Source organism: Streptomyces griseochromogenes (assembly GCF_001542625.1).
GTDB classification, from domain to species: Bacteria; Actinomycetota; Actinomycetes; order Streptomycetales; family Streptomycetaceae; genus Streptomyces; species Streptomyces griseochromogenes.
This window is the reverse complement of the sequence record NZ_CP016279.1, coordinates 9,305,319-9,332,301: the sequence shown is the minus strand read 5'-3', so window position 1 is coordinate 9,332,301 and position 26,983 is coordinate 9,305,319. Positions and strand designations below refer to the sequence as shown.

General features: G+C 70.0%; 20 protein-coding genes and 2 tRNA genes. 19 read left to right on the top strand and 3 right to left on the bottom strand.

The window, feature by feature from the left end; translation table 11 throughout:
- Positions 1–17: 17 nt before the first annotated feature.
- Positions 18–2,489, top strand: coding sequence for an ABC transporter permease (locus AVL59_RS40575; protein ID WP_067314482.1), 2,472 nt, complete (start codon positions 18–20; stop codon positions 2,487–2,489).
- On the top strand, positions 2,486–2,953 hold the full coding sequence (locus tag AVL59_RS40570) for an HD domain-containing protein (RefSeq protein WP_067314481.1): 468 nt from the start codon (positions 2,486–2,488) through the stop codon (positions 2,951–2,953). Before AVL59_RS40575 ends, AVL59_RS40570 begins: the two co-directional genes overlap by 4 nt.
- Here the strand turns inward: AVL59_RS40570 and AVL59_RS40565 are convergent.
- Positions 2,943–4,058: an acyltransferase family protein gene (locus AVL59_RS40565; protein ID WP_372450370.1), complete on the bottom strand. Its 1,116-nt coding sequence runs from the start codon at positions 4,056–4,058 to the stop codon at positions 2,943–2,945. The two genes, AVL59_RS40570 and AVL59_RS40565, sit on opposite strands and share 11 nt — an antisense overlap.
- 510 nt (positions 4,059–4,568) lie before the next feature.
- On the opposite strand from AVL59_RS40565, the gene AVL59_RS40560 reads away from it, so the two are divergent.
- On the top strand, positions 4,569–4,763 hold the full coding sequence (locus tag AVL59_RS40560; RefSeq protein ID WP_067314477.1) for a hypothetical protein: 195 nt from the start codon (positions 4,569–4,571) through the stop codon (positions 4,761–4,763).
- A gap of 57 nt (positions 4,764–4,820) precedes the next feature.
- Positions 4,821–7,028, top strand: coding sequence for a protein kinase domain-containing protein (locus AVL59_RS40555; RefSeq protein ID WP_067314476.1), 2,208 nt, complete (start codon positions 4,821–4,823; stop codon positions 7,026–7,028).
- Between the two features lie 54 nt (positions 7,029–7,082).
- Here AVL59_RS40555 and AVL59_RS40550 read toward each other — a convergent pair.
- A tRNA-Gly gene (locus AVL59_RS40550) sits at positions 7,083–7,153 on the bottom strand.
- Positions 7,154–7,316: 163 nt separating this feature from the next.
- Here AVL59_RS40550 and AVL59_RS40545 point away from each other — a divergent pair.
- The 5 genes from AVL59_RS40545 (at position 7,317) to clpX (ending at position 12,145) form a co-directional block, all read left to right on the top strand.
- Positions 7,317–7,393 (top strand) — tRNA-Pro (locus AVL59_RS40545).
- A gap of 179 nt (positions 7,394–7,572) precedes the next feature.
- Positions 7,573–8,967 carry a trigger factor gene (gene tig / locus AVL59_RS40540; RefSeq protein ID WP_067314474.1) on the top strand — a complete coding sequence of 465 codons (1,395 nt, stop codon included), beginning with the start codon at positions 7,573–7,575 and terminating at the stop codon, positions 8,965–8,967.
- Between the two features lie 379 nt (positions 8,968–9,346).
- Positions 9,347–9,952: an ATP-dependent Clp protease proteolytic subunit gene (locus tag AVL59_RS40535; protein ID WP_067318360.1), complete on the top strand. Its 606-nt coding sequence runs from the start codon at positions 9,347–9,349 to the stop codon at positions 9,950–9,952.
- A gap of 70 nt (positions 9,953–10,022) precedes the next feature.
- Complete coding sequence (locus tag AVL59_RS40530; protein ID WP_067318362.1) at positions 10,023–10,688, top strand: ATP-dependent Clp protease proteolytic subunit; 666 nt, start codon at positions 10,023–10,025, stop codon at positions 10,686–10,688.
- 170 nt (positions 10,689–10,858) lie between these two features.
- Positions 10,859–12,145 (top strand): ATP-dependent Clp protease ATP-binding subunit ClpX, encoded by a 1,287-nt coding sequence (clpX, locus tag AVL59_RS40525; protein WP_067314473.1) that lies wholly within the window; start codon positions 10,859–10,861, stop codon positions 12,143–12,145.
- A gap of 132 nt (positions 12,146–12,277) precedes the next feature.
- Here clpX and AVL59_RS40520 read toward each other — a convergent pair whose 3' ends face one another.
- Entirely contained in the window at positions 12,278–13,267 is a 990-nt protein-coding gene (locus tag AVL59_RS40520) for a hypothetical protein (protein WP_067314471.1), read from the bottom strand.
- A gap of 137 nt (positions 13,268–13,404) precedes the next feature.
- Between AVL59_RS40520 and AVL59_RS40515 the strand changes: the two genes are divergently transcribed.
- From AVL59_RS40515 to AVL59_RS40470, 10 genes are all read left to right on the top strand, one after another.
- Entirely contained in the window at positions 13,405–16,029 is a 2,625-nt protein-coding gene (locus tag AVL59_RS40515) for a valine--tRNA ligase (protein WP_067314470.1), read from the top strand.
- Positions 16,030–16,262: 233 nt separating this feature from the next.
- Positions 16,263–17,777, top strand: coding sequence for a bifunctional tetrahydrofolate synthase/dihydrofolate synthase (folC, locus tag AVL59_RS40510; RefSeq protein WP_067314468.1), 1,515 nt, complete (start codon positions 16,263–16,265; stop codon positions 17,775–17,777).
- A 10-nt stretch (positions 17,778–17,787) separates the two neighbouring features.
- Positions 17,788–18,150, top strand: a complete 363-nt coding sequence (locus tag AVL59_RS40505; protein ID WP_067314467.1) for a DUF4233 domain-containing protein — start codon at positions 17,788–17,790, stop codon at positions 18,148–18,150.
- 62 nt (positions 18,151–18,212) lie between these two features.
- A complete protein-coding gene (ndk, locus tag AVL59_RS40500; protein ID WP_067314465.1) occupies positions 18,213–18,626 on the top strand; it encodes a nucleoside-diphosphate kinase in 414 nt (137 codons plus the stop codon).
- Positions 18,627–18,940: 314 nt separating this feature from the next.
- Complete coding sequence (locus AVL59_RS40495) at positions 18,941–19,960, top strand: rod shape-determining protein (RefSeq protein ID WP_020940056.1); 1,020 nt, start codon at positions 18,941–18,943, stop codon at positions 19,958–19,960.
- Between the two features lie 164 nt (positions 19,961–20,124).
- On the top strand, positions 20,125–21,066 hold the full coding sequence (gene mreC / locus AVL59_RS40490) for a rod shape-determining protein MreC (RefSeq protein WP_067314463.1): 942 nt from the start codon (positions 20,125–20,127) through the stop codon (positions 21,064–21,066).
- A gap of 13 nt (positions 21,067–21,079) precedes the next feature.
- The gene (gene mreD / locus AVL59_RS40485; protein ID WP_067314459.1) at positions 21,080–21,757 is read left to right on the top strand and encodes a rod shape-determining protein MreD; all 678 of its coding nucleotides are present in this window, start codon (positions 21,080–21,082) and stop codon (positions 21,755–21,757) included.
- A 154-nt stretch (positions 21,758–21,911) separates the two neighbouring features.
- Positions 21,912–24,161 carry a penicillin-binding protein 2 gene (gene mrdA / locus AVL59_RS40480; RefSeq protein WP_067314458.1) on the top strand — a complete coding sequence of 750 codons (2,250 nt, stop codon included), beginning with the start codon at positions 21,912–21,914 and terminating at the stop codon, positions 24,159–24,161.
- On the top strand, positions 24,158–25,354 hold the full coding sequence (gene rodA, locus AVL59_RS40475; RefSeq protein WP_067314456.1) for a rod shape-determining protein RodA: 1,197 nt from the start codon (positions 24,158–24,160) through the stop codon (positions 25,352–25,354). The genes mrdA and rodA overlap by 4 nt, the downstream gene beginning before the upstream one ends.
- Before the next feature lie 113 nt (positions 25,355–25,467).
- Positions 25,468–26,967, top strand: a complete 1,500-nt coding sequence (locus tag AVL59_RS40470; protein WP_067314454.1) for a CYTH and CHAD domain-containing protein — start codon at positions 25,468–25,470, stop codon at positions 26,965–26,967.
- Positions 26,968–26,983: the final 16 nt, after the last annotated feature.

Here is a 26,983-nt window from a genome sequence, read left to right as displayed (position 1 = left end):
TCCCGAACGGCACCCCGATGTACCCCAACGGCCTGGCCCGCGCAGCCCTCCGCTTCAAACCCTCCACCTTCACCGGCACCTTCATCGCCCTCGCCCTCGCCGCACTGATCGTCACGGCCTGCGGAATCCTCCTGGAGACCGGCGTCCGCGCCGAGGTCCCACCCCACCGTTACGCCCACGCCCCGGTCGTGGCCGCCGCCGACCAGCGCGCCCGCCTCGGCCACAACGACGACGGCGACGACGAGCCCGTCCCGGACCGAGCCCGCCTCTCCGGCTCCCTCGTCACCGAGGCCGCCTCCGTCCCCGGCGCCCGGACCGCCGTCGCCGACATCACCTTCCCGATACGAGGCCCCCACGACATCGCCCGCACTACCCTCACCTCCACCTCCACCTCCACCCCCACCTCCTGGACCGCCCACAACTGGTCCTCCACCGCCTTCACCGGCGAGCGCCTCACCACCGGCCGCGCCCCCGCCCCCGGCGAGGTCGTCCTCTCCGCCGGCACCGTCGGCGGCCGTGTCACCCTCACCACCCCCGACGGCACCCGCACCGCCTACCGCGTCTCCGGCATCGCCCGAACTCCCGGCGCCACCGCCTGGTTCGCCGACTCCGACGCCCTGCGGCACTCGGGGCACCCCGGCCGCGTCGACGCCATCGCCGTACTTCCCAGGGCGGGCGTCACCCCCGACACCCTCAGGTCCCAGGTGGCCCACGCCCTCGGCCACCGCGCCCTGATCCACACCGGCGACGACCGCGGCGCCGTCGAGGACCCCTCGCTCGCCCTGGCCCGCGAGCTGCTCACCGGACTCGGGGGCTCTTTCGGTGGCATCGCCGCCCTTGTCGCCGTGTTCACCGCCGCCGGCACCGTCGCCCTCGGTGTCGGCCAGCGCGCCCGCGAGTTCGCCCTGCTGCGGGCCATCGGCACCACCCCGCGGCAGATCCGCCGGACCATCGCCACCGAGGCGCTGCTGGTCGCCCCGCTGGCGGGCGCGGCCGGCTGCCTGCCCGGCCTCGCGCTGGCCCACTGGTGGTTCGGGCAGCTCCAGGACAAGGGAGCGGTCCCGGACGCCGTGCACCTCTCCGTCTCGTGGATCCCGCCGGTCACCGCCGTCGGCGCCGTCCTCCTCACCGCCCTGGGCGCCGGATACCTGGCCGCCCACCGCAGCTCCCGCATCAAGCCGGGGCAGGCGCTCGGCGAGGCCTCCGTCGAACCGCTGCGCGTCGGCTGGATCCGGACGCCCCTGGGGCTCGCCGCCGTCGCCGGCGGGTGCGTCTGCGCCGGCCTCGCCTCCACCCTCAAGGGGGAGGACGCGGCCAACGCCGCCCTCGGCATCGTGTTCCTGTTCATGCTCGCCGTCGCCCTGCTCGGCCCGCTCGTCGCCCGTGTCTGCGCCGCCCTGTTCGGGCTGCCCCTGCGCGGCGCCGGCGCCCCGGCCGCGCTCGCCGCCGCCAACTCCCGCACCCATGCCCGCCGGCTGGCCTCCGCGATCACTCCGATCGTGCTCGCCATGGCCTTCGCCTCGGTGCTGGTGTTCCTGCAGACCAGCGAGGACAAGGTCACCGCCGACCAGCAGCGCGCCGGAGTCACCGCCGACCACATCGTCACCGCCGAGCCGGGACTCGCCCCCGACGCCGTACCGCGGGCCCGCCGGGCGCCCGGAGTCACCGCCGCCGTCGGCCTGTTGCGGACCTCGGTCCTCGTCCCGGTCGCCGGTTCGCTGGAGTCGGCCTCCGCCCAGGGCGTCACCGGCTCCACGCGCGACCTGGCCGCCGTGCAGGACCTGGACGTCCGGGCGGGGCGGCTCACCCTTCGGCCCGGCGAGATCGCCGTGGACGCCTCCCTCGCCCGCGACGCCCATGTGCGCGTCGGCCGCCGGCTGCACCTGTATCTGCCCGACGGGACCCGGGCCGCGCCGGTGGTCGTGGCGACGTACGGGCGTGGCCTCGGCCTCTCCCAGCTCACGATGGACCGCGGCGCCCTCGCGGCCCACGTCACCTCCGCCTTCGACACCGAGCTGTGGACCAAGGGCGGTACGGCAGGCGCGCTCGCGCCCCTCGGGACCGTCCTGGACCGCTCCGGCTACTCCGCAGCCCAGTCCCTGGACCGGGAACTCAACGCCTGGGCCAACTCCGTGATGGCGGCCGTCCTCGGCGGCTTCGCGGCCGTCGCCGCCGGCAACACCCTGGTCATGACCGTCCTGGACCGGCGCCGCGAGCTCGGCACCCTGCGGCTGATCGGCTCCACCCGGCGGCAGATCCTGCGCATGCTCCACTGGGAGGCCCTGCTGGTCACCGTCGTCGGCATCGTGCTCGGCACCGCGATCGCGCTGGCCACCCTGGTGCCGATGATGAAGGGCCTGACCGGCCGGGGGCCGTACATCCCTCCGCACGTCTACGGCGCCTTCGCGGGCGGAATCCTGGTCCTCGGCCTGGCCGCGGTGACCCTCCCGGCCCGGGCGGCGCTGCGCCGTAAGACACTGGAGCGGTGACCGAGACCCACCTCACCCTGGCAGAAGTAGAGGACCTCGCCCGTCGTGCCCACGAAGGGCAGACCGACAAGGCGGGACGGCCGTACGCCGAACATCTCGCGGCCGTCGCCGAGGGCGTACGGGCCCGCGGCGGCGACGACGGGCAGATCGCCGCGGCCTGGCTGCACGACGCCGTCGAGGACGACGCGCTGTCCGAGGAGTGGCTGGCGGCGGCCGCCCTGCCCGCGCGCACCAAGGCCGTCGTGCTCGCCCTCACCAAGAGGCCGGGGGAGGAGCCGGAGGCGTACGCGCGCCGGATCCTCGCCACCCCGGGCGCGCTGCTGGTGAAGGAGGCCGACCTGGCGCACAACGCCGACCCGGGCCGCCTCGCCGTCCTCGACGAGCCGACCCGGAAACGGCTGACCGAGAAGTACACGAGGATGCGCGCACTTCTCGGTCTGGGGGAGTCGGGTACTAGGCGCTGACCTTCTCGCGGCCGCGCTCCTTCTGCTGACGCTCGCGGGCCAGTTCGGCCGCGTCCTGGCGGAAGGCCCAGTCCATCCTCGGCTCCATCGCGAAGCGGAACACCCGCTGCACCGGCCGGGTGCACAGCAGGGTGACGGCGGCGGCCGCGACGACGGTCACCGCGATCTCGCCGAGCGGACGGTGCAGCGACGCGTGGTCGAACCAGCCCCGGTAGTCGGCGAACTTCACCAGGAAGCCGTGCAGCAGATAGCCGTACAGGGTGCCCGCGCCCAGCGCCGTGAACCACATCCGGCGGCGCGGCACCCAGGCGAAGAAGCAGGCCGTCAGCAGCAGCGAGCAGCCCAGCATCGCGAGCACCATCACCGGACCGCACCACCACGGGGCGCCCAGCTCCTGCGCGGAGTCGCGGTGGTAGAACCACGCGGTGTTCATGCGCGGCACCGCCCACCAGCCGACCGCGAGGGCGGCGGCGAACACCGGCACCGAGGCGATCCGCACCCAGCGGCGGCGCACCAGCTGGAAGTGCTCGGGCTTCATGCACAGGCCGAGCACGAAGTACGGCAGGAACTGCAGGACCCGCTGGAGGTCGAGGTCGTCACCGATGCTCGGGGTGACGGTGGCCAGCATGGCGATGCCGATGGCGAGCGGGAGCGGCCAGCGGACCAGCTTCCAGATCGGCGTGGTCAGCCGCCAGACGAACAGGGCCACCAGGAACCAGGTCAGGTACCAGGGGTCGAGGAGACTGATCTCCTCGTGCGAACCCACGACGGCGTTCTTGAAGAGCGGGTACGCGGCCTCGAACAGAATGTACGGCACCGCGACACCGGTGATCAGCCGCTTCAGCCGGTCCGGGCGCATGTCGAAACTGCGCGAGAAGAAGCCGGAGATGACGATGAACGCCGGCATGTGGAAGGAGTACACGACGGTGTACACACCCTCCAGGATCCGGCTGTCACCCTTCAGCGGCTCCCAGGCGTGCCCTATCGCGACCAGCACGATCGCCAGGTACTTGGCGTTGTCGAAGAACGAGTCGCGCTGTTTGCCCGGTCTGTCCGGTGTGGGCCGCCCCTTCTGCGCACTCACCGGGGTACGCGGACCGGGCACTCCGTCCACCGGCGACTGTGCCGGAGGAAGAGGGCTGCGGTTCTGGCCGGGGGACGAGGCGGCTTCAAACATCTCAGGCACCCTAGCGTCGACTGTGGGATTTCGTAAAACCCCCGTGGTCATTCCTGGTTATCGCCTTCGAGTACCCGCTGATTTACATAACTTGCCACCACTGTCCACGTGATGGTGGGCACATCGTAGCCCGGCGTTCACCCTTGATGTCCCAATTCATCCCGACTAATTGGGGCATACGGCATCTCTGTGCCATCAATTCGAATTACCTGCGCACATGATGTGTGGGCACAGAAACGAAGTCGCGCAATTACCCGTGTCGCCGCGTACGGGCGCCCTGTCGAATTACTGTGCGGCCCTTCGTCCGCTTCGGGCGCTTGTCCGACGTTGTGTCACGAGACGCATGGGGCGGCCGGGTTGGTGGCACGATGGTTCCGGCGGGGGTGCGCGGGGTACCTCCGGGCCGGGAGTGTGGACCGACCTAGGGTGTGATCAGCTGTGGCGATCTCAGTATCCGTGGTGCTGATGTTGGCGATCATAGTTGTGGTACTCATCCGAGGGGGGAGCCTCAAGACCGGCCCGGCCATAGTCGCCGCGCTCTTCGGTTTCTTCCTCGCCTCCACCGGCATGGCGCCGTCCATCAACCGGTTCATGGACTCACTGGCGCAGACCATCAACCAGATCAACTTCTGACCCGGTGGAGCGGCCCGGCGGAATGGGACGACCGAGACATCGGGGGGATGTACGGGGATGGCGCTGCGGGACTCGGACCCGGCGGAAGTGGGCGGTTACCGGATCGAGGACCGCCTCGGCAGCGGCGGCATGGGCGTGGTCTACCTCGCCCGCTCGGCCTCCGGCCGCCGGCTCGCCCTGAAGGTCGTCCACGGCCAGTATGCCGACGACGACGAGTTCCGCACCCGTTTCAGCCGTGAGGTGGACGCCGCCCGCCAGGTCAGCGGCGCCTTCACCGCGCCCGTGGTGGACGCGGACGCCGATGCGCCGCGCCCCTGGATGGCCACGCTCTACATCCCCGGCGAGGACCTCGGCACCCATGTGCGCCGCCACGGCCCGCTGCCGGCCGACCGCCTGCGCGAACTCGCCGCCGGCCTCGCCGAGGCCCTGCGGGACATCCACCGGGCCGGCGTGGTCCACCGGGACCTGAAACCGGCCAATGTGATGCTCGCCGGGGACGGCCCCCGGGTCATCGACTTCGGCATCTCCCGCGCCGTCGGCTTCGCCCCTGCGGACGCCCTCACCCAGACCGGGCGTGTGATGGGCACCCCGCCCTTCATGTCCCCCGAGCAGTTCACCTCCCCGCACGAGGTCGGCCCCGCCACCGACGTCTTCTCCCTCGGCGCGATCGTCGTCTACGCCGCCACCCGGCGCGGCCCCTTCGACAGCGCGAGTCCCTGGGAGACGGCGACCCAGGTCGTCGAGGGCACCCCCGACCTCGACGCCGTCCCCGACGAACTGCTCCCCTTCGTCCGCCTCTGTCTGGAGAAGCACCCCAAGTCCCGCCCCACCCCCGACGAACTCCTCCACCTGCTCCGCGAGGGCCGCCTGCCCGAACCGGCCCCGGAGCCGGAGCCCGCCGCACCCGCCCCGGCACGGCCGCGCCGGCGCCGCTGGTGGCTGGTGGCCTGCGCCGCCCTCACCGCCCTGGCCGCGGTGGCCGCCACGGCCGTCGCCGTGACCCGCGACGACCACGGCCCGCGGTACGCCCTCCCCGCCGGATGGCACCCGTGGCACCGGCAGGCGAAGGACCCGTACCGCGGCGACGAGGCCGCCCCGAGCCCCAGCGACTCCTTCACCCGCTGCGCCGCCACCGGCACGTCCCTGGTGTGCGCCGGTGACGGCGTCATGGCCGCCCGCTTCGCGCTCTCCGACGGCAGCCAGACCTGGCGCAAGCCCATCGACCCCAAGCCCACCGCGTCGGCCGCCACCGGCGGCGGCAGGGTCTTCGGCACCGGCCCCGGAGGTGTCGTGTACGTCTACGGCGCCGACGACGAGGACGTGCCGAACAGGAACGACACGACAGTGACCCACTTCTCCGTGCGGGCCGTGCGGGCGAACACGGGCGCACTGCTGTGGGCGCGGACCACCGGGTCGTCCGCCATGACCGCCAGCGGGACGAACGGCGGCGTCTTCACCGACTCGTCCGGCCTGGACTCCGGCATGGGCGCCACCGACGGCGACGGCTACGCGGTCCCCGTCCGCCGGGGCGTGATCTCGGTATTCGGCGACCAGGACCAGTGGTACGCCCTGCTCGGCGCCGCCCATGGCGAGGTCCTGTGGAAGCGGGCCGTGCCGCGTGGCCACGACGACGACTGCACGCTGCGCGAGGCCGGCGGACGGCCGTACCTGCGGTGCGCGGCCTACGCCAAGGACGGCGCCGCGACCCACACCCGCATCAGCGCGCTCGACCCGTCCAGCGGAGAGATCCGCTGGACGGCGACGGTCAGGGGCAGCCAGAACCTGCTCGGCCAGGCCCGCGGCCACCTTGTCCTGACCGACGACGAAACCGAGAACACCAAGCGCACGCTGACCCTGGTCGACCTCTCCTCGCACATCGTGACGTCCGTACGCCTGGCACGGTCCGAGAGGGACGCGACCGGCTACGTCGCACGCGACACCGTGTACTTCACGCACTACAGCGGCAGCCTGCACTGCGTCGACCCGTTCACCGGCCGCCTGCGCTGGGAGAGCGACTCCACGGTCGAACAGCCCGGACCACCCCTGGCCACCACCGACCGCGTCCACGTCGCCTCGCCCACCGGCCGCCTGGCCGCCCTGGACACCCGCACCGGAAAGGTCATGGGCACCGCCCCCGGCCGCGACGACGGCGGCACCTCCGACTCCGCCGACGCCGTCCACGCCCCCCTCGTCCTGGTCGGCGACGCCCTCTACGTCCCCTACGGCATCCGCTCGGTCTACACCGTGAACGTCAAGGACCTCTGAACACGCCAGGGGCCCGTCCCCGCCGAAGCGGAACCGGGCCCCTGAGCCGTACAGAGCGGGCGACGGGAATCGAACCCGCGTAGCTAGTTTGGAAGACTAGGGCTCTACCATTGAGCTACGCCCGCAGCAGCGCGCCGCAGGTCGGTGACCGCGGCACTGGAGAGCATCGTAGCGGGTCGCCCGCCACTCAGGCCAACGTGTTGGACTGCGGGGATGCCGCACACGCGGCCGGTGGACAAAGCGGCCGACGGAACCGGCCGGGGCATGTACCCTACGTCTCGCACCAGACGGGGTGTGGCGCAGCTTGGTAGCGCGTCCGCTTTGGGAGCGGAAGGCCGTGGGTTCAAATCCCGCCACCCCGACCACCGGCTCATGGCGCCGTGATGATCGCCTTTTGGGGCGCTGACCGGCTGCGGTTACTATGCAAGCTGCGCGCCCGTGTGTCCCGGCCCACTCGGCCTACGAACTCCTCCGGGCGGCGAAATCCGCCGGACCAGTCTGGCTCCGGCAGAACCCAAGAAGTCAGCCACAAGGAGACCGAACCGTGAAGAGCGCCGTGGAGACCCTGAACCCGACCCGGGTTCGGCTCACTGTCGAGGTGCCCTTCGAGGAGCTCAAGGACAGCCTCGACGCGGCGTACAAGAAGATCAACCAGCAGGTCACGGTGAAGGGCTTCCGCAAGGGCAAGATCCCGGCCCGCGTCATCGACCAGCGGTTCGGCCGCGGTGCGGTGCTGGAGGAGGCCGTCAACGACGCGCTGCCGAAGTTCTACACCGAGGCGGTCAACGAGGCCGAGCTGAGCCCGCTGGGCCAGCCCGACGTCGACATCACCGAGCTGAAGGACGGCGAGACGCTGAACTTCACCGCCGAGGTCGACGTCCGCCCGGCCCTGGAGATCCCGGACTACTCCGGCATCGAGGTCGAGGTCGACGCCGTCGAGGTCTCCGACGAGGACCTCGAGAAGTCGGTCGAGCAGCTCCGTGAGCGCTTCGCCTCCACCGCCCCGGTCGAGCGCGCCGCCGAGGACGGCGACGTGGTCACCATCGACCTGGAGGCCAAGGTCGACGGCGAGGTCCTCGAGGACGGCGTCGCCGACGGCGTCTCCTACACCATCGGCTCCGGCGAGCTGCTCGACGGCATCGACGACGCCGTCAAGGGCAAGTCCGCGGGCGAGGAGGCCACCTTCACCTCCGAGCTCAAGGGCGGCTCCGCCGCGGGCAAGGAGGCCGAGGTCACCGTCAAGGTCACCCAGGTCGCCGCCCGTGAACTGCCCGCGCTGGACGACGAGTTCGCGCAGCTCGCCTCCGAGTTCGACACCCTGGACGAGCTCAAGGCCGACAGCCGCAAGCGCCTGGCCAACATGAAGCAGTACGACCAGGCCACCCAGGCCCAGGAGCGCGTGCTGGAGAAGCTCCTCGAGCTGGTCGAGGTCCCGGTCCCCGAGAAGCTGCTCGAAGACGAGATCAACACCCGCAAGCACAACCTGGAGCACCACCAGCTCGGCCAGATGGGCCTGACCCTCGACAAGTACCTGGAGATCCAGGGCAAGACCGCCGAGGAGTTCGACACCGAGACCCGCGAGGCCGCGGTCAAGGGCATCAAGACCCAGTTCGTCCTCGACGAGCTGGTCAAGAAGGAGAACCTCAACGTCAACCAGGAGGAGCTCACCGAGCACCTCATGCGGCGTGCGGCCTCCTCCGGCATGTCCCCCGACCAGTTCGCCCAGGCCGTCGTCGAGGGCGGCCAGGTTCCGCTCCTGGTCGGCGAGGTCGCCCGCGGCAAGGCCCTGGCCGTCGTGGTCGAGGCCGCCACGGTGAAGGACACCAACGGCGAGGTCGTCGACCTGGACGACGAGGAAGAGACCGAGGCCGCCATCGAGACGGTCGAGGCCGCCGAGGGCTCCGCCGAGGCCGCGGACGAGGAGAACGCCGAGGGCTGAGCCCCACGGCGTCCCCGACGACATACGACGGGCCCTGGGGTGTTCCCCGGGGCCCGTTTGTCGTACCGGCCCGGACAGGCGAACCTGAAGGGGCGCGGGGCCGTATCGACAAGCGGCTCCGCCGCGGGGCGCGACCGGCCCCGCCCGCCCGCGGCCCGACGATTTCCGCACCACCCCCCACGAACCGCACCGGTGCCCCGCCGGGGCCCTCCGCTACGCCCCCGGCGAACACTCCCATCTCCGGGATTCCCCGAAGGGGCCTGAGCGTTAGGGTCCATGAATACGAGGGCAAGCTGGAGTTCCCGCTAAGCCCCGGCAGGACTACGTGAGACGGCCCGGCGCCGTCGTAAGACGAGCAGGTGGATACGTGACGAATCTGATGCCCTCCGCCGCCGGCGAGCCCTCCATCGGTGGTGGTCTCGGCGACCAGGTCTACAACCGGCTGCTCGGCGAGCGGATCATCTTCCTCGGCCAGCAGGTCGACGACGACATCGCCAACAAGATCACCGCGCAGCTGCTGCTTCTGGCCGCCGACCCGAGCAAGGACATCTACCTCTACATCAACAGCCCCGGCGGTTCGGTGACGGCCGGCATGGCGATCTACGACACCATGCAGTACATCCCGAACGACGTGGTCACGATCGGCATGGGCATGGCGGCCTCGATGGGCCAGTTCCTGCTCACCGGCGGCACCGCCGGCAAGCGCTTCGCCCTGCCGCACACGGACATCATGATGCACCAGGGCTCCGCGGGCCTGGGCGGTACGGTCTCGGACATCAAGATCCAGGCCCAGTACCTGCTGCGTACCAAGAAGACCATGTCCGAGCTGACCGCCCTGCACTCCGGCCAGACCGTCGAGACGATCGTCCGCGACGGCGACCGTGACCGCTGGTTCACCCCGGAGGAGGCCAAGGAGTACGGTCTCATTGACGAGATCATCACGCATGCCTCGGGTGTTCCGGGAGGCGGCGGCACCGGTGCCTGACCGGCCCGGCCGCGCCACGCACCGCCACGACCCCAGCCCCCAGAACGCCACCAGGACGGTGAACACCCTCATGAACAACTTCCACGGCGCCGCCAGCGGCATGTACGAAGGGCCCCGGCCCGACAGCCGCTACGTCATTCCGCGTTTCGTCGAGCGCACCTCCCAGGGCATCCGCGAGTACGACCCGTACGCGAAGCTCTTCGAGGAGCGCGTGATCTTCCTGGGCGTCCAGATCGACGACGCCTCCGCCAACGACGTCATGGCGCAGCTGCTGTGCCTGGAGTCGATGGACCCGGACCGGGACATCTCGATCTACATCAACAGCCCCGGCGGCGACATGACCGCCCTCACGGCGATCTACGACACGATGCAGTTCGTGAAGCCCGACATCCAGACGGTGTGCATGGGCCAGGCGGCCTCCGCCGCGGCGATCCTGCTCGCCGCCGGTACGCCGGGCAAGCGCATGGCGCTGCCGAACTCGCGCGTGCTGATCCACCAGCCCGCCGGCTCCACCGGCCGCGGTCAGCTCTCCGACCTGGAGATCATCGCCAACGAGTTCACCCGGATGCGTGAGCAGCTGGAGACCATGCTGGCCAAGCACTCCAACCGGCCGATCGAGAAGGTCCGCGAGGACATCGAGCGCGACAAGATCCTCACGGCGGAGGAAGCGCTCGAGTACGGCATCGTCGACCAGATCATCTCCACCCGGAAGATGAACAACGAATCCGTCCGCTGACCCTGAGCGGCAACTTCCGGGACCCCTTGGCAAGGTCCACGTCAAAGTGAACCCTGCCAAGGGGGACCCGAACACAGGGCCCGGCAAGGTACCGTCGGACATAAGGCAGCACCAGGAGCCGCTGGACTCGAAAGCGTCCGGGCGTCTCCCAGGCGAAGGGGAAGCACACCGTGGCACGCATCGGTGACGGCGGCGATCTGCTCAAGTGCTCGTTCTGCGGCAAGAGCCAGAAGCAGGTCAAGAAGCTCATCGCAGGGCCCGGTGTGTACATCTGCGACGAATGCATCGATCTCTGTAACGAGATCATCGAGGAGGAGCTCGCGGAGACGAGCGAGGTGCGCTGGGAGGAACTGCCCAAGCCCCGGGAGATCTACGAGTTCCTCGAGGGCTACGTGGTCGGCCAGGAAGCGGCCAAGAAAGCCCTCTCCGTCGCGGTGTACAACCACTACAAGCGGGTCCAGGCGGGCGAGAACGGCGGCGCCAACGGCCGTGACGACGCGATCGAGTTGGCCAAGTCCAACATCCTCCTCCTCGGCCCCACGGGCTCCGGCAAGACCCTGCTGGCCCAGACCCTGGCCCGCATGCTGAACGTCCCGTTCGCCATCGCCGACGCGACGGCGCTGACGGAGGCGGGCTATGTGGGCGAGGACGTCGAGAACATCCTCCTGAAGCTGATCCAGGCGGCCGACTACGACGTCAAGAAGGCCGAGACCGGGATCATCTACATCGACGAGATCGACAAGGTCGCGAGGAAGAGTGAAAACCCTTCCATCACCCGGGACGTCTCGGGCGAGGGCGTCCAGCAGGCCCTGCTGAAGATCCTGGAGGGCACCACGGCCTCCGTCCCGCCGCAGGGCGGCCGCAAGCACCCCCACCAGGAGTTCATCCAGATCGACACGACGAACGTCCTGTTCATCGTGGGCGGTGCCTTCGCCGGCCTGGAGAAGATCATCGAGGCCCGGGCGGGTGCGAAGGGCATCGGCTTCGGCGCCACGATCCGCTCCAAGCGCGAGCTGGAGTCCAAGGACGTCTTCGAGGACGTCATGCCGGAGGACCTGGTCAAGTTCGGCATGATCCCCGAGTTCATCGGCCGTCTGCCCGTGATCACCTCGGTCCACAACCTGGACCGCGAGGCGCTCCTCCAGATCCTGGTCGAGCCCCGCAACGCGCTCGTCAAGCAGTACCAGCGCCTCTTCGAACTCGACGGCGTGGAGCTGGACTTCGAGCGCGAGGCCCTGGAGGCCATCGCCGACCAGGCCATCCTCCGCCAGACCGGCGCCCGCGGCCTGCGGGCCATCATGGAGGAAGTCCTCATGTCCGTGATGTACGAGGTCCCGTCCCGCAAGGACGTGGCCCGGGTCGTCATCACGGCGGACGTGGTCCACTCCAACGTCAATCCGACACTGATCCCGCGCGACGCCCGGGGCCGGGGTTCCGGCGAGCAGAAGACGGCGTAGGCGGTCCGACGCGACGAGGAAAAGGGGCGCCCCTTGAGCCCGGGCGCCCCTTTCGGCTGTCACCCGCCCGGTGCGGCAACAGGAGAGCCCCGGTCGTCGATCGACCGGGGCTTCGTCCGAGCGCGGGAGGCACTACGCCTTGACGCGAACGTCCTTGCGGAGCTTGGCGGTGGTCTCCGCGGCGTCGCCGAGGGGCATGCCCTTGCCCGCCATCGCGCTGGCCAGGTCGGCGTTGATGGTCACGCCGATGGTGCTGTGGTCGCCCCAGATGCACACCGGCATGATCATCTGCTTCGGGCCCGAGGCGCTGGCGTCCGATCCGCTCATGTCCAGCTTCACGGACTGGCACTTCATGACGGCGCCGTCGAGGTCCGCCGGCTTCTCGCTCTCGGGGCTGCCGACCAGCGTGCCCTTGGTGTCGTCGCCGCTCTGGTCCTTCTGGGACTCCTCCTTCATGTGGGCGAACATCGCGTCGACGACGGCCTCGGGGTTGTCGATCTGGCCGTAGACGCCGCCGAACTTCAGCATCTTCATGGCGAGCGGGTTGTTCTCGTCGCCGGACTGGTACTCCGCGCCCACCGACTTGGCGTTCTTGACGCCGGCCTTCCGGGCAGCCGACACATCGCTGTCCGTCATGGCGTCGTCGCCGGAGCCGTTCTTCTTCTTGTACTCACCGTTGATCACGGCGGACGGGGTGATCAGCTTGTGCGGGCCGTCGTCCGCGACGTCGCTGCCGTTGCCCTTGAGCATGAAGGCCGCGCCGACCGCGATCGCCGCGACGACCGCCACCGCCCCGATGATCAGCCCCGTCTTCTTCTTGCCGCCGCCCGGCGCCGGCGGCTGCGGCACCCCGTAGGGCTGCTGGCCGTAGGGGGCGGGCTGCCCCGGCTGGCCGTAGGGCGGCTGCTGGCCGTACGGGCCCGGCTGCTGGGGTGCGCCCTGCTGCGGGTAGCCGTAGCCGGGCTGTGGCGGGGCCGGAGGAGCCTGCTGGGGGTAGCCATAGCCGGGCTGGGGCGCCTGCGGCTGCTGGCCGTAGGGACCCGGCTGGCCGTAGGGACCAGGCTGCCCCGGCTGGCCGTAGGGCGGCTGCTGGCCGTACGGGCCCGGCTGGTTGTTGCTCATCTCTGGGTTCCCCTCCAGATGCTTATGTGTTCCTGACATCCTGGACCAGGCCCGGAAACCACACGGCACCGGGGGCCGCACCGTTACAGAACAAACGCGTTTCGGGACCACCCCGTGACACCTCTAAACTGACCCCCGTGACCGAGAACGCTCATCAGCAGCCACCCGCGCCCGACACCGAACTGCCGACCCAGTACGCGCCGGCCGATGTAGAGGGGCCGCTGTACGAGCGCTGGGTGGAGCGTGGTTACTTCGAGGCGGACGCGAAGAGCGACAAGCCGCCGTTCACCGTCGTCATTCCGCCGCCGAACGTCACCGGCAGCCTGCACCTGGGCCACGCCTTCGAGCACACCCTCATCGACGCCCTGACCCGCCGTAAGCGCATGCAGGGCTTCGAGACGCTGTGGCAGCCGGGCATGGACCACGCCGGTATCGCCACCCAGAACGTCGTCGAGCGCGAGCTCGGCAAGGAGGGCAAGTCCCGCCACGACCTCGGCCGCGAGGCCTTCGTCGAGCGCGTCTGGCAGTGGAAGGCCGAGTCCGGCGGGCAGATCTCCGGGCAGATGCGCCGCCTCGGTGACGGTGTCGCCTGGTCGCGTGAGCGGTTCACCATGGACGAGGGCCTCTCCCAGGCCGTCCAGACCATCTTCAAGCGCCTCTACGACGACGAGCTGATCTACCGCGCCGAGCGCATCATCAACTGGTGCCCGCGCTGTCTGACGGCGATCTCCGACATCGAGGTCGAGTACCAGGACGACGACGGCGAGCTCGTCTCCATGAAGTACGGCGACGGGGACGACACCATCGTCGTCGCCACCACCCGTGCCGAGACCATGCTCGGTGACACCGCCGTCGCCGTTCACCCCGAGGACGAGCGCTACAAGCACCTCGTCGGCAAGCTCATCAAGCTGCCGCTGACCGACCGCTCCATCCCGGTCGTCGCCGACGAGCACGTCGACCCCGAGTTCGGCACCGGCGCCGTCAAGGTCACCCCGGCCCACGACCCGAACGACTTCGAGATCGGCCAGCGCCACGAGCTGCCGTCCATCACCGTCATGGACGAGCACGCGGTCATCACCGCGCACGGCCCCTTCCAGGGCCTGGACCGCCTGGAGGCCCGCTCCGCCATCGTCGCCGCCCTGCGCGCCGAGGGCCGGATCGTCGCCGAGAAGCGGCCGTACGTCCACAGCGTCGGCCACTGCTCGCGCTGCAAGACCACCATCGAGCCCCGCCTGTCCATGCAGTGGTGGGTCAAGGTCGGCCCGCTGGCGAAGGCCGCCGGCGACGCCGTCCGCGAGGGCAAGGTCAAGATCCATCCGCAGGAGATGGAGAAGCGGTACTTCGACTGGGTCGACAACCTTCACGACTGGTGCATCTCGCGGCAGTTGTGGTGGGGCCACCGGATTCCCGTCTGGTACGGCCCGGAGGGTGAAGTCGTCTGCGTCGGGCCCGACGAGGAGCCGCCGAGCGGTGAGGGCTGGCGTCAGGACACGGACGTCCTCGACACCTGGTTCTCCTCCGGTCTGTGGCCCTTCTCCACCCTGGGCTGGCCCGAGCAGACCGAGTCGCTCGCGAAGTTCTACCCGAACTCCGTCCTGGTCACCGGCTACGACATCCTCTTCTTCTGGGTCGCCCGGATGATGATGTTCGGCCTGTACGCGATGGACGGCACCCCGCCGTTCCACACCATCGCCCTGCACGGCATGGTCCGAGACCAGTTCGGCAAGAAGATGTCGAAGTCCTTCGGCAACGCGGTCAACCCGCTGGACTGGATGGACAAGTACGGCTCCGACGCGCTCCGGTTCACCCTCGCGCGCGGCGCCAACCCCGGCGTCGACGTCCCGATCGGCGAGGACTGGGTCCAGGGCTCCCGCAACTTCGCCAACAAGATCTGGAACGCGACCCGCTTCGCGCTGATGAACGGCGCGACGGTGGACGGTCCGCTGCCGGACCCGGCGAAGATGTCGTCCACCGACCGCTGGATCCTGTCCCGGCTGGGCTCGGTCGTCGCCGAAGTCGACGCGTTCTACGACGACTTCCAGTTCGCCAAGCTGTCCGACGCCCTCTTCCACTTCGCCTGGGACGAGGTCTTCGACTGGTACGTCGAGCTGTCCAAGACGACGTTCCAGGCGGGCGGCGAGCCGGCCGAGGTCTCCAAGCGAGTCCTGGGCGAGGTCCTCGACGTCACCCTCAAGCTGCTGCACCCGGTGGTCCCGTTCGTCACGGAGACCCTCTGGACCACCCTGACCGGCGGCGAGTCGGTCGTCGTCGCCGAGTGGCCCAAGGACAGTGGCTTCCGTGACGCCGGCGCCGAGCGGGAGATCGAGACCCTCCAGTCCGTCATCACCGAGGTCCGCCGCTTCCGCGCCGACCAGGGCCTGCAGCCGGGCCAGCGCGTCCCGGCCCGCCTGACCCTCGACGGCACGGCGCTCGCCCCGCACGAGGCCGCCATCCGCCAGCTGCTGCGCCTGCAGCCAGAGGGCGAGTCCTTCACGGCCACGGCCACCCTCCCGGTCGCCGGTGCCGAGGTCGCCCTCGACCTCTCCGGCACGATCGACGTGGCCGCCGAGCGCAAGCGCCTCGCGAAGGACCTGGCCGCCGCCGAGAAGGAGAAGGCCCAGGCCACGGCCAAGCTCGGCAACGAGGCGTTCCTGGCGAAGGCCCCGGAGAACGTGGTGGACAAGATCCGCACCCGCCTGGCCAAGGCGGACGAGGACATCACCCGCATCCAGGCCCAGCTGGACAGGCTGCCGCAGGCGTAGCTGTCCGCATGGCGACGAAGGCCCCCGGAGCCGAGAGGTTCCGGGGGCCTTCGCGTGCCCCGGGGGGCGCGGCCACGGTTGCTTCACGGCCGACGGAGCCGCGACGCCCCAGGGCCGCGGGGAACTGCGCGAGCAACCACCGACGGCCCGCACCCGGACGGCATGCCGAGCCCCCCGAACCCGCCAGAAGAGCCACCGCACCCATTGTCACCGCGGCTCCGTAGACTGGCCCCGTGAGCGACCACCCCGGCACCAGCGACACCCCCGACCCCCTCGACGCCTTCGAAGACCTCATCGCCGAAGAGACCGACCGCGACCCCGACCTCGCGGTGATCGAGGCCGGCAGCCGCACCCTGCGCACCCAGGGCGGCTCGCCGCAGGCCGACGTACCCACGCGTCCGGAGGACCCGGAGGTCGACAAGGCCCTGCGCGAGGTCGAGACGGAGCTGGCCACCCGCTGGGGCGAGACCAAGCTGGAGCCCTCCGTCAGCCGCATCGCCGCCCTGATGGACGTACTGGGCGAGCCCCAGCGCTCGTACCCCTCCCTCCACATCACGGGGACGAACGGCAAGACCTCCACCGCCCGCATGATCGAGGCCCTGCTCGGCGCCTTCGAGCTGCGCACCGGCCGGTACACCAGCCCCCACGTGCAGTCGATCACCGAGCGGATCAGTCTGGACGGCGCCCCGATCTCCGCCGAGCGGTTCATCGAGACGTACCAGGACATCAAGCCGTACGTCGAGATGGTCGACGCGCGGCAGGAGCACCGGCTGTCCTTCTTCGAGGTGCTCACCGGCATGGCGTACGCGGCCTTCGCGGACGCGCCGGTGGACGTCGCCGTGGTCGAGGTCGGCATGGGCGGCAGCTGGGACGCGACGAACGTGATCGACGGCGATGTCGCCGTGATCACCCCCATCGCCCTCGATCACACCGACCGGCTGGGGGAGACGCCGGGGGAGATCGCCGGTGAGAAGGGCGGCATCATCAAGCAGGACGCGACCGTGATCCTGGCCCAGCAGCCGGTGGACGCGGCGCAGGTGCTGCTGAAGAAGGCCGTCGAGGTCGACGCGACCGTGGCCCGGGAAGGGCTGGAGTTCGGGGTCGTGGACCGGCAGGTCGCCGTCGGCGGGCAGCTGCTCACCCTGCGCGGCCTGGGCGGCGAGTACACCGAGGTGTATCTGCCGCTGTACGGCGCCCACCAGGCGCACAACGCGGCCGTGGCGCTCGCCGCCGTGGAGGCGTTCTTCGGCGTCGGCGCGCAGCGCGCGGAGCCGCTGGACATCGACACCGTGCGCAAGGCCTTCGCGGCCGTCTCCTCGCCGGGGCGGCTGGAGGTCGTCCGGCGGTCGCCCACGATCGTCCTGGACGCGGCCCACAACCCGGCGGGAGCGGAGGCCACCGCCGAGGCGGTGCGGGAGGCGTTCGACTTCAGCCGGCTGATCGGTGTGGTCGGGGCGAGCGCCGACAAGAACGTGCGGGGGCTGCTGGAGGCATTCGAGCCGATCTTCGCCGAGATCGTCGTCACGCAGAACTCCACGCCGCGTGCGATGGACGCGGACGAGCTGGCCGCGATCGCCGTCGAGGTGTTCGGCGAGGACCGGGTCCAGGTCGAGCCGCGGCTGCCCGAGGCCCTGGAGGCCGCGATCACGCTGGCCGAGGAGGAGGGCGAGTTCGCGGGCGGCGGGGTGCTCGTCACCGGCTCGGTCATCACGGTGGGCGAGGCCCGCCTGCTGCTGAGGAAGGGCTGAGGATTCCCTCGTGCGTACGCTGTGTTCATCGACGCTGATCGGTGAGTTCTGCATCATCGGGTTCGCGGGGCTCGTCGCCATGAAGGACCCGGATCTGTCCACGTCGACGGTGTGGCTGGTCAGCGGTGTCGCCATGGCCCTGTGCGTGCTGCTGTGCGGCATGGTGACCCGGCCGGGCGGTGTCGCCCTCGGCTGGGCCCTGCAGCTCGCCCTGATCGCCTCCGGCGTCTTCGTCCCGACGATGTACTTCATGGGCGCGGTCTTCGCGGCCCTGTGGTGGGCGTCGGTGCACTTCGGAAAAAAGGTGGACGAGGCGAAGGCCAGGTTCGCCGCACAAGCGGAGTCCTCCTCCACTACACCTGACGCTGTGTGACAGCCGTACGGACACGCCCTGTAACCTCGTCCCACCGCACAAGTCAGTCATAAGGAGCCCCCGTGACCCAGCGCACCCTCGTCCTCCTCAAGCCCGACGCCGTCCGTCGAGGCCTGACCGGCGAGATCATCGGCCGTATCGAGCGCAAGGCCGGCTGGCAGATCACCGCGCTGGAGCTGCGCACCCTGGACCGGGGCACGCTGGAGCAGCACTACGCCGAGCACGTCGGCAAGCCGTTCTACGAGCCGCTGGTGGAGTTCATGGCCTCCGGCCCGGTGGTCGTCCTGATCGTCGAGGGTGAGCGGGTCATCGAGGGCGTGCGCGCCCTGGCCGGTCCGACCGACCCGATCGCGGCCGCTCCCGGCTCCATCCGCGGTGACTTCGGCGTGATCGTCCGCGAGAACCTGATCCACGCCTCCGACTCGGAGGAGTCCGCCGAGCGCGAGGTGAAGATCTTCTTCCCGGGCCGCGTCTGAGAAGGCCGCCCGGCAGATTTTTCGCTAATTTTTCTGAGGGAGCGTCAGCTCGCCTCGGAGTCCTGACCAGGGACGGCCGTGCGTTTTCGGCCGTCCTTTGGCATATGCGTTGTCGATCGGGGGAACGTGTGCCTCCGATGGACCGTCTCCACAAGCGAGGCGGCTCGCCATCTGATGACAATGGCGAAGACCCTCGCGCAGTGTTCGTGCAGGCGCGTTTACGATGGAAGCCTTCACGTCACAGCACCCGCCTCGCCGTCCTGACATGCCCTCAAACGTTCGGGAAGGCCAGATGAATCCGGATGGGGAACTCAATGTCGTTCATCGGCCGTGACATGGCTGTCGACCTCGGGACCGCCAACACGCTGGTGTACGTCAGGGGTCGCGGGATCGTACTCAACGAGCCGTCCGTGGTCGCGATCAACACCAACACCGGCGGCATCCTCGCGGTCGGTGCCGAAGCCAAGAAGATGATCGGCAGGACGCCGGGCAACATCGTCGCCGTGCGTCCCCTGAAGGACGGCGTGATCGCCGACTTCGAGATCACCGAGCGGATGCTCCGCTACTTCATCCTGAAGATCCACAAGCGGCGGTACCTCGCCCGGCCTCGGGTCGTCGTCTGTGTGCCCTCGGGCATCACGGGCGTCGAGCGCCGTGCCGTCATCGAGGCGTCCTCCCAGGCCGGTGCCCGCCAGGTGCACATCATCGAGGAGCCCATGGCCGCGGCCATCGGCTCCGGCCTGCCGGTCCACGAGGCCACGGGCAACATGGTGGTGGACATCGGCGGCGGCACCACGGAGGTCGCGGTCATCTCGCTCGGCGGCATCGTCACCGCGCAGTCCATCCGTGTCGCGGGCGACGAACTGGACAACGCGATCATCCAGTACATCAAGAAGGAGTACAGCCTTCTGCTGGGTGAGCGCACGGCCGAGCAGATCAAGATCACGATCGGTTCGGCGTACGACCTCGACTCCGACGAGCACACCGAAGTCCGCGGCCGGGACCTGGTCTCCGGACTGCCGAAGACCGTCGTCATCTCGGCCGCCGAGGTCCGCAAGGCGATCGAGGAGCCGGTCAACGCGATCGTCGACGCGGTCAAGACGACCCTCGACAAGTGCCCGCCGGAGCTGTCCGGCGACATCATGGACAGGGGAATCGTTCTGACCGGCGGCGGAGCCCTGCTGCGCGGCCTGGACGAGCGGCTGCGCCGGGAGACCGGCATGCCGATCCACATCGCGGAGGACCCGCTGGACAGCGTGGCGCTCGGCTCCGGCAAGTGTGTCGAGGAGTTCGAGGCACTGCAGCAGGTGCTGGACGCCCAGCCGCGCAGATGACCCAACTCTTCGGTTCCGCCGTACGAGATGATCTCCTCTCGTACGGCGGATCGTTGATATAGAGGCATAAGCTCCCACAAATGGGCCCCTTGGGCTTGCGCCTCGCGAGTGGCGCCTTGAGGGGCCCGAGGAATTCCTACTGAGGAAGGGCACGGCCGCCGCACGTGAGGGACACGAAAGAGAGCCGGCTGCTCCTGGTCCTGCTGATCGCCATCGCGTTCGCACTGATCACGGTGGACATCCGCGGGGGCCGGAACTCCCCTGTCGACGGCGCCCGGCAGGCCGCGGCCGCGGTGTTCGGCCCGATCGAGAACGGGCTGTCCTCGGCGGTCGACCCGGTCGGCGACGCCGTCTCCGCCATCCGTGACTCCGGCAGCCGCCACGACCGGCTCGCGACGCTGGAGAGGGAGAACGCGGCCCTGAAGGCGAAGCTCGGCAGCGACGACCGCAACCGCAGCCGTCTCAAGCAGCTCGACAAGATGCTGAAGATCGCCGGCGCGGGCCAGTACGGCATCAAGGGCGCCCAGGTCATCGCCATAGGAGCGGCACAGGGCTTCTCCTGGACCATCACCATCGACGTCGGCGCGAACGACGGCATCAAGCGCGACATGACCGTGCTGAACGGCGACGGGCTGGTCGGCCGGGTCACCACGGTCGGCCCGGACACCTCCACCGTGCTCCTCGCCAACGACCCCGACTTCACCGTCGGCACCCGCATGGAGGGAGGCGACGAACTCGGTTTCGCCTCCGGGCAGGGCGACCGCCCGCTGCGCGTGGAACTCCTCAACGGCAAGGCCGAGGTGAAGAAGGGCGACCGGCTCGTCACCTTCGGCTCCCAGGCGGACAAGCCGTTCGTGCCCGGGGTGCCGGTCGGCGTGGTCTCGCGCGTCGACCCCTCCGGCGGCGGCCTCACCCGCACCCTGTACGTCACGCCGTACGTCGGCTTCACCAAGCTCGACATCGTCGGCGTGGTCGTCGAGGCCCCGAAGAAGGACCCGCGCGACGAGGTCCTGCCGGTCAAACCCAAGCCGGTCCCGACGCCGACGGTGACCGTCACGGTCACCCCGTCCGCCGACGCGACCGCCACCGACGAGCAGCAGCAGTAGGAGCTGAATCCCCATGCGTGTCAACCGGATCCTGCTCTCCAGCGCCCTGGTCGTCGTCGCCCTGGTCATCCAGGTGAGCGCCCTCGCCCGGCTGCACCTGCCGGGCGCCGTCCCCGACCTGCTGCTGCTCACCGTCCTCGGCCTCGCCATGGTGTACGGCCATGTGGGCGGCGCCCTCGTCGGCTTCGGCGCGGGCCTGCTCGCCGACCTGGCCCCGCCCGCCGACCACGCGGCCGGCCGCTACGCGCTCGTGCTGTGCGTCATCGGCTACTTCGCCGGCCTCATCAAGCCGGAGAACGGCCGGCTGAAGTCGGCGACCGGCCCGATGGCCGTCGTGGTCGCCGCCGCCATCGGCTCAACTCTGCTGTACGCGGGCGTCGGCGCCCTGGTCGGCGACACCGCCGCGCGCCATGTCGGCCTGACGGGCCTGCTGTTCTCGGCCGCCCTGTACGACCTGCTGCTCGCGCCGTTCGTGGTCCCCGGGATCATGTGGCTGGCCCGCCGCTCCGACAACGACCCGCTCACGGAGGCCGGTTCCGCCGCCAAGGCGGGCGACATCTCCTCCGGGTGGCTCTCCTCGGGCACCGGCCTGCGCATCGGCAGCCAGCGCGGCGGCCTCGGCGCCCTGAAGGCCAAGGCCCGCACCCGCTCGGCCCGGGTCGGCCGCATCAAGGGGGTCAAGCGGCTGTGAGCGGGGGCGCCCGCGCGCGAAGCGCGGTCATGGGGCACGGCACCCGAAGGTTCACCCGATCGGGGAAGTTCCGGCGGAACGAGGCCTCACAGGCCGGTCGTTCATCATTCGTACGCGCACACACGTCCGCGCACTGAGAGGGGGAACAGCCGCAGTGACCAACATTCCCGAGACCGGACGGACCCCACGGGTCCAGACCCGGCTCGTCGTGATCCAGATCCTCGTCCTGTCCCTCCTCGGCACGCTCGGCGGCCGCCTGTGGTATCTCCAGATCCGGCAGGGCGCCGAGTACCAGAAGGAGGCCTCCGGCAACCACGTCCAGCAGGTCGTCGACCCCGCCGTGCGCGGCGACATCCTGGACGCCCGGGGCGTGCCCCTCGCCGACAACGAGACCCGGCTGGTCGTCTCCGCCTCCCGCACCGACCTGCTCAAGCAGAAGGACGACGGCAAGGCCGTCCTCACCAAGCTGGCCGGCGTCCTCGGCATGAAGCCCGACGAGGTCAGGCAGAAGGTCCGGCTGTGCGACGCCAAGACCCCGCAGCCCTGCTGGAACGGCTCGCCGTACCAGCCGATCCCGATCACCGACGAGGCCACCCCCAAGCAGGCCCTGCAGATCCGTGAGCGCGCCGAGGACTTCCCCGGCGTCACCGCCGAGCCGGAGGCCGTGCGCCGCTACGCGGGCCCGGGCAAGTCCAACAGCGCCCAGGTCCTCGGCTACCTCTCACCGGTCACCGACGACGAGATCCAGAAGGCCAAGGACACCGACTCGCCCTATCTGCGCTCCGACATGGTCGGCCGCTCCGGCCTGGAGCGTCAGTACGACAAGGTGCTGCGCGGCAAGGCGGGCGTGACCCGCTACGAGGTGGACAATCTCGGCCGGGTCATCGGCAAGGCCCGGTCGGACGCCGCCGAATCCGGTTCCAACCTGGTCACCAGCATCGACTCCCGGGTGCAGCGCGTCGCCGAGTACGAGCTGGACAACGCCATGAAGAAGGCCCGCGAGCAGTTCGACAAGATCACCGGCGAGAACTACAAGGCCGACTCCGGCGCCGTCGTCGTGATGGAGGCCAAGACCGGCCGGATCGTCGCCATGGCCTCGGCGCCGACCTACGACCCGAATGTGTGGGTCGGCGGCATCTCCGCCAAGGACTACAAGGCCCTCACCGGTAAGAAGTCCGACTACCCGCTGCTCAACAGGGCCATACAGGGTCAGGCGGCGCCCGGTTCGACGTTCAAGGTGGTCTCCACGGCCGCCGCGGTCCAGGCCGGCTACGACTGGGACGGCGGCTACCCGTGCACCAGCTCCTACTCGGTGGGCGGCCAGGTCTTCAAGAACTTCGAGGGGGAGAGCTTCGGCCCGATCTCGCTGGGCAAGGCCCTGGAGGTCTCCTGCGACACCGTGTTCTACGGCCTCGCGGACCGGGAGTGGAAGAAGGACGGCGGCATCAACCCGAAGAAGGGCCGGCCCAAGGACCACTTCTTCAAGACCGCCCACCAGTTCGGCCTCGGCAAGGAGACCGGCATCGACCTGCCCAACGAGGTCACCGGCCGCGTCCCCGACCGCCAGTGGAAGCTGGACTACTGGAAGGCCAACAAGGACGCCTGGTGCAAGTCCGGCAAGAAGGACGGCTCCTACGTCGAGAAGATCGCGTACGAGAACTGCCTCGAGGGCAACAAGATGCGCGAGGGTGACGAGATCAACTACTCCATCGGCCAGGGCGACACCCTCGTCACCCCGATCCAGGAGGCCGTGATGTACGGCGCCGTCGCCAACGGCGGCACCATGTACCAGCCGACCATCGGCAAGGCGGTCATCAGCGCGGACGGCAAGACCGTGCAGGAGATCAAGCCGAGGAAGCAGGGCAGGCTGCCGGTCAGCCAGGCCACCCTCAAGGGCATGAACGACGCCTTCGCGGGCGTCATCACCCGCGGTACCGCCGCCTGGAAGTTCGGCGGCTGGCCCCAGGACAAGATCACGCTGCACGCCAAGACCGGTACCGCCGAGGTCTACGGCAAGCAGACCACCTCCTGGCTGGCCACGTACTCCAAGGACTACACGGTGATCATGACGATCGCCCAGGCCGGTACGGGTTCCGGAGCCTCCGGTGAGGCCGTGCGCAACATCTACAGCGCGCTCTACGGCGTCCAGGGCGACGGCTCCATCGACAAGAAGAAGGCGCTGCTGCCCGAGCCGCAGAAGAGCCTGCCGAAGGTCCGTACGGACGGCACGATCGCCGCCCCGAAGATCTCCGGCGACCCGGGCAAGGACGCCGAGGCCTCCCAGAAGGACAACCCCACCAACGGGGACGACCAGCAGCCCGCCACCTCACCCTCGCCCACCACGGGCAACAGCAACACCCGCAGGCGGCCGCGCCGAAGGGGAAGCCGGAGGACGCCCGCATGACCGGCAACAGCTTCTCCGTCTCCGGGTACGGCCCCGAGCGGGCCCGCTGGACCAGGATCTTCGCCCGCGACTCCGTGGCCCGACGGCTCGACTGGCCGATGCTGCTCGCGGCGATCGGGCTGTCGTTGATCGGCTCCCTGCTGGTGTACTCGGCGACCCGCAACCGCACGGAGATCAACCAGGGCGACCCGTACTACTTCCTGATCCGGCACATCATGAACACCGGCATCGGGCTCGCCCTGATGATCGGCACCATCTGGCTCGGCCACCGCGCCCTGCGCAACGCCGTGCCGATCCTCTACGGCCTGTCGGTCTTCGGCATCCTCGCCGTGCTCACCCCGCTCGGCTCCACCGTCAACGGCGCCCACTCCTGGATCGTGCTCGGCGGCGGCTTCTCGCTGCAGCCCTCCGAATTCGTGAAGATCACGATCATCCTGGGCATGGCGATGCTGCTCGCGACCCGGGTCGACGCCGGCGACAAGAAGTACCCCGACCACCGCACGGTGATGCAGTCCCTGGGACTGGCCGCCGTGCCGATCCTGATCGTGCTGCTCATGCCCGACCTCGGGTCGGTCATGGTCATGGTGGTCATCATCCTGGGCGTGCTGCTGGCCTCCGGGGCCTCCAACCGCTGGATCTTCGGCCTGATCGCCACGGGCGCCATCGGCGCGATCGCCGTCTGGCAGCTGCACATCCTGGACGCCTACCAGATCAACCGCTTCGCGGCCTTCGCCAACCCGGACCTGGACCCCGCGGGCGTCGGCTACAACACCAACCAGGCCCGCATCGCCATCGGCTCCGGCGGTCTGACCGGCGCGGGCCTGTTCCACGGCTCGCAGACAACCGGCCAGTTCGTCCCCGAGCAGCAGACGGACTTCGTCTTCACGGTCGCGGGGGAGGAGCTGGGCTTCCTCGGCGCGGGCCTGATCATCTTCCTGCTCGGCGTGGTCCTGTGGCGGGCCTGCCGCATCGCCCGCGACTCGACCGAGCTGTACGGCACGATCGTCGCCGCCGGCATCGTCGCCTGGTTCGCCTTCCAGGCGTTCGAGAACGTCGGGATGACCCTCGGCATCATGCCGGTCACCGGCCTGCCCCTGCCGTTCGTGTCGTACGGCGGATCCTCGATGTTCGCGGTGTGGGTGGCGGTGGGGCTGCTGCAGTCGATCAAGGTTCAGCGGCCGATGTCCGCGTGAGGATGTTCACGAGCGGTTGTGAGGGTGTTCACCGGGTGATCGATGGAAGTTTTCCTGCCATTCACCTGAGGCGCCCTCTGCCCTCCGGGCCGGTCTGCTACTAGATTCGGTTCATGGCGGATGCGAAGCGTGAGATCGAGCGCAAGTACGAATCCGACGACAGTGGGCTGCCCGACCTGACCGGCACCGGCGGGGTGGCGGACGTCCTCGACAAGGGCATGGTCGACCTGGACGCCACCTACTACGACACCGCCGACCAGCGCCTGGCCGCCGCTGCCCTCACCCTGCGGCGCCGCACCGGAGGCTCGGACGCCGGCTGGCACCTGAAGCTCCCGGTCGCCCCCGGGGTCCGCGACGAGATCAGGGCACCGCTGTCCGACACCGTCCCCGACGAGATCGCCGCACTGGTCCGCTCCCGGGTCCGCTGCGCCGAGCTGGTCCCGGTCGTCCGGCTGCGCTCCGCCCGCGACGTACGCCACCTCGTGGACATCGACGGCGCGCTGCTGGCCGAGGCGAGCGTGGACACCGTCACCGCCGAGCGCCTCATCGGCAAGGGCGGAAGCACCCAGTGGACCGAGATCGAGGTGGAACTGGCGGACGACGGCGACCCGGCCTTCCTCGACCAGGTCGACAAGCGTCTGCGCAAGGCGGGCGTACGGCCCTCGAAGTCGCCGTCCAAGCTGGCCCGGGCCCTGGAACAGACCGGCGGCCGCAGAGCCGGCCCAGGGCGGCGCGCCAAGCCCGTGACCGCCGGCGACCACGTCCTCGCCTACCTCCGCGAGCACCGCGACGCGATCCTCGCGTACGACCCGGGCGTCCGCCGGGACGTGCCGGACTCCGTCCACCAGATGCGGGTGGCGACCCGCCGCATGCGCAGCACCTTCCGTACCTTCGGCACCGTCCTCGACCTCGGCGTCACCGGCTCGATCGCCGCCGAGCTGAAGTGGCTGGCGGGCGAGCTGGGTCTCGACCGCGACCAGGAGGTCCTCGCCGAGCGGCTGACCGCCGCCCTCGAGGACCTGCCGCCCGCCCTGATCCTCGGACCCGTGCACGAACGCCTCACCACCTGGTCGAACACCCGGCACGGCAGCGCCCGCGACCACATCATCGCGACCCTGGACTCCGACCGTCATCTGGCCCTGCTCGACACCCTGGACGCCGTCCTCGCCGACCCGCCGCTGCTGAAGAAGGCCGCCGGGAAGCCGCAGAAGGTGCTCGCCAAGGCCGTGCACAAGGACCTCGCGAAGGTCTCCCGCCTGGTCACCGAGGCACTCGACCTGCCGCCCGGCCAGGAGCGCGACGTCGCCGTGCACGAGGCCCGCAAGAAGGCCAAGCGCACCCGGTACGCGGCCGAGGCGGCCATCCCCGCCCTCGGCGGCAGCGCCCGCTCGCTGGCCAAGTCCATGAAGTCCCTCACCAGCCTGCTCGGCGACCACCAGGACAGCGTCATGGCCCGGCGGACCCTGTGCGAGCTGTCCGAGACGGCCCACGAGGCGGGGGAGAGCGCCTTCACCTACGGCCTGCTGTACGGGCACGAGGAGCGGCGGGCGGCGGCGGTGGAGGCGGAGCTGCCCGGGCTGTGGGAGGAGATCACGTCCGGGGTGTCCGTCTGAGCGTACGGGCGAGGTC

What these genes read in the sequence shown, in the direction of transcription:
- AVL59_RS40575 (WP_067314482.1), top strand. Translation starts at nt 18, where the DNA reads ATGTACCCCAACGGCCTGGCCCGCGCAGCCCTCCGCTTCAAACCCTCC.
- AVL59_RS40555 (WP_067314476.1), top strand. Translation starts at nt 4,821, where the DNA reads ATGGCGCTGCGGGACTCGGACCCGGCGGAAGTGGGCGGTTACCGGATC.
- AVL59_RS40535 (WP_067318360.1), top strand. Translation starts at nt 9,347, where the DNA reads ATGCCCTCCGCCGCCGGCGAGCCCTCCATCGGTGGTGGTCTCGGCGAC.
- AVL59_RS40530 (WP_067318362.1), top strand. Translation starts at nt 10,023, where the DNA reads ATGAACAACTTCCACGGCGCCGCCAGCGGCATGTACGAAGGGCCCCGG.
- AVL59_RS40520 (WP_067314471.1), bottom strand. Translation starts at nt 13,267, where the DNA reads ATGAGCAACAACCAGCCGGGCCCGTACGGCCAGCAGCCGCCCTACGGC.
- AVL59_RS40495 (WP_020940056.1), top strand. Translation starts at nt 18,941, where the DNA reads ATGTCGTTCATCGGCCGTGACATGGCTGTCGACCTCGGGACCGCCAAC.
- mreD (WP_067314459.1), top strand. Translation starts at nt 21,080, where the DNA reads ATGCGTGTCAACCGGATCCTGCTCTCCAGCGCCCTGGTCGTCGTCGCC.
- rodA (WP_067314456.1), top strand. Translation starts at nt 24,158, where the DNA reads ATGACCGGCAACAGCTTCTCCGTCTCCGGGTACGGCCCCGAGCGGGCC.
- AVL59_RS40470 (WP_067314454.1), top strand. Translation starts at nt 25,468, where the DNA reads ATGGCGGATGCGAAGCGTGAGATCGAGCGCAAGTACGAATCCGACGAC.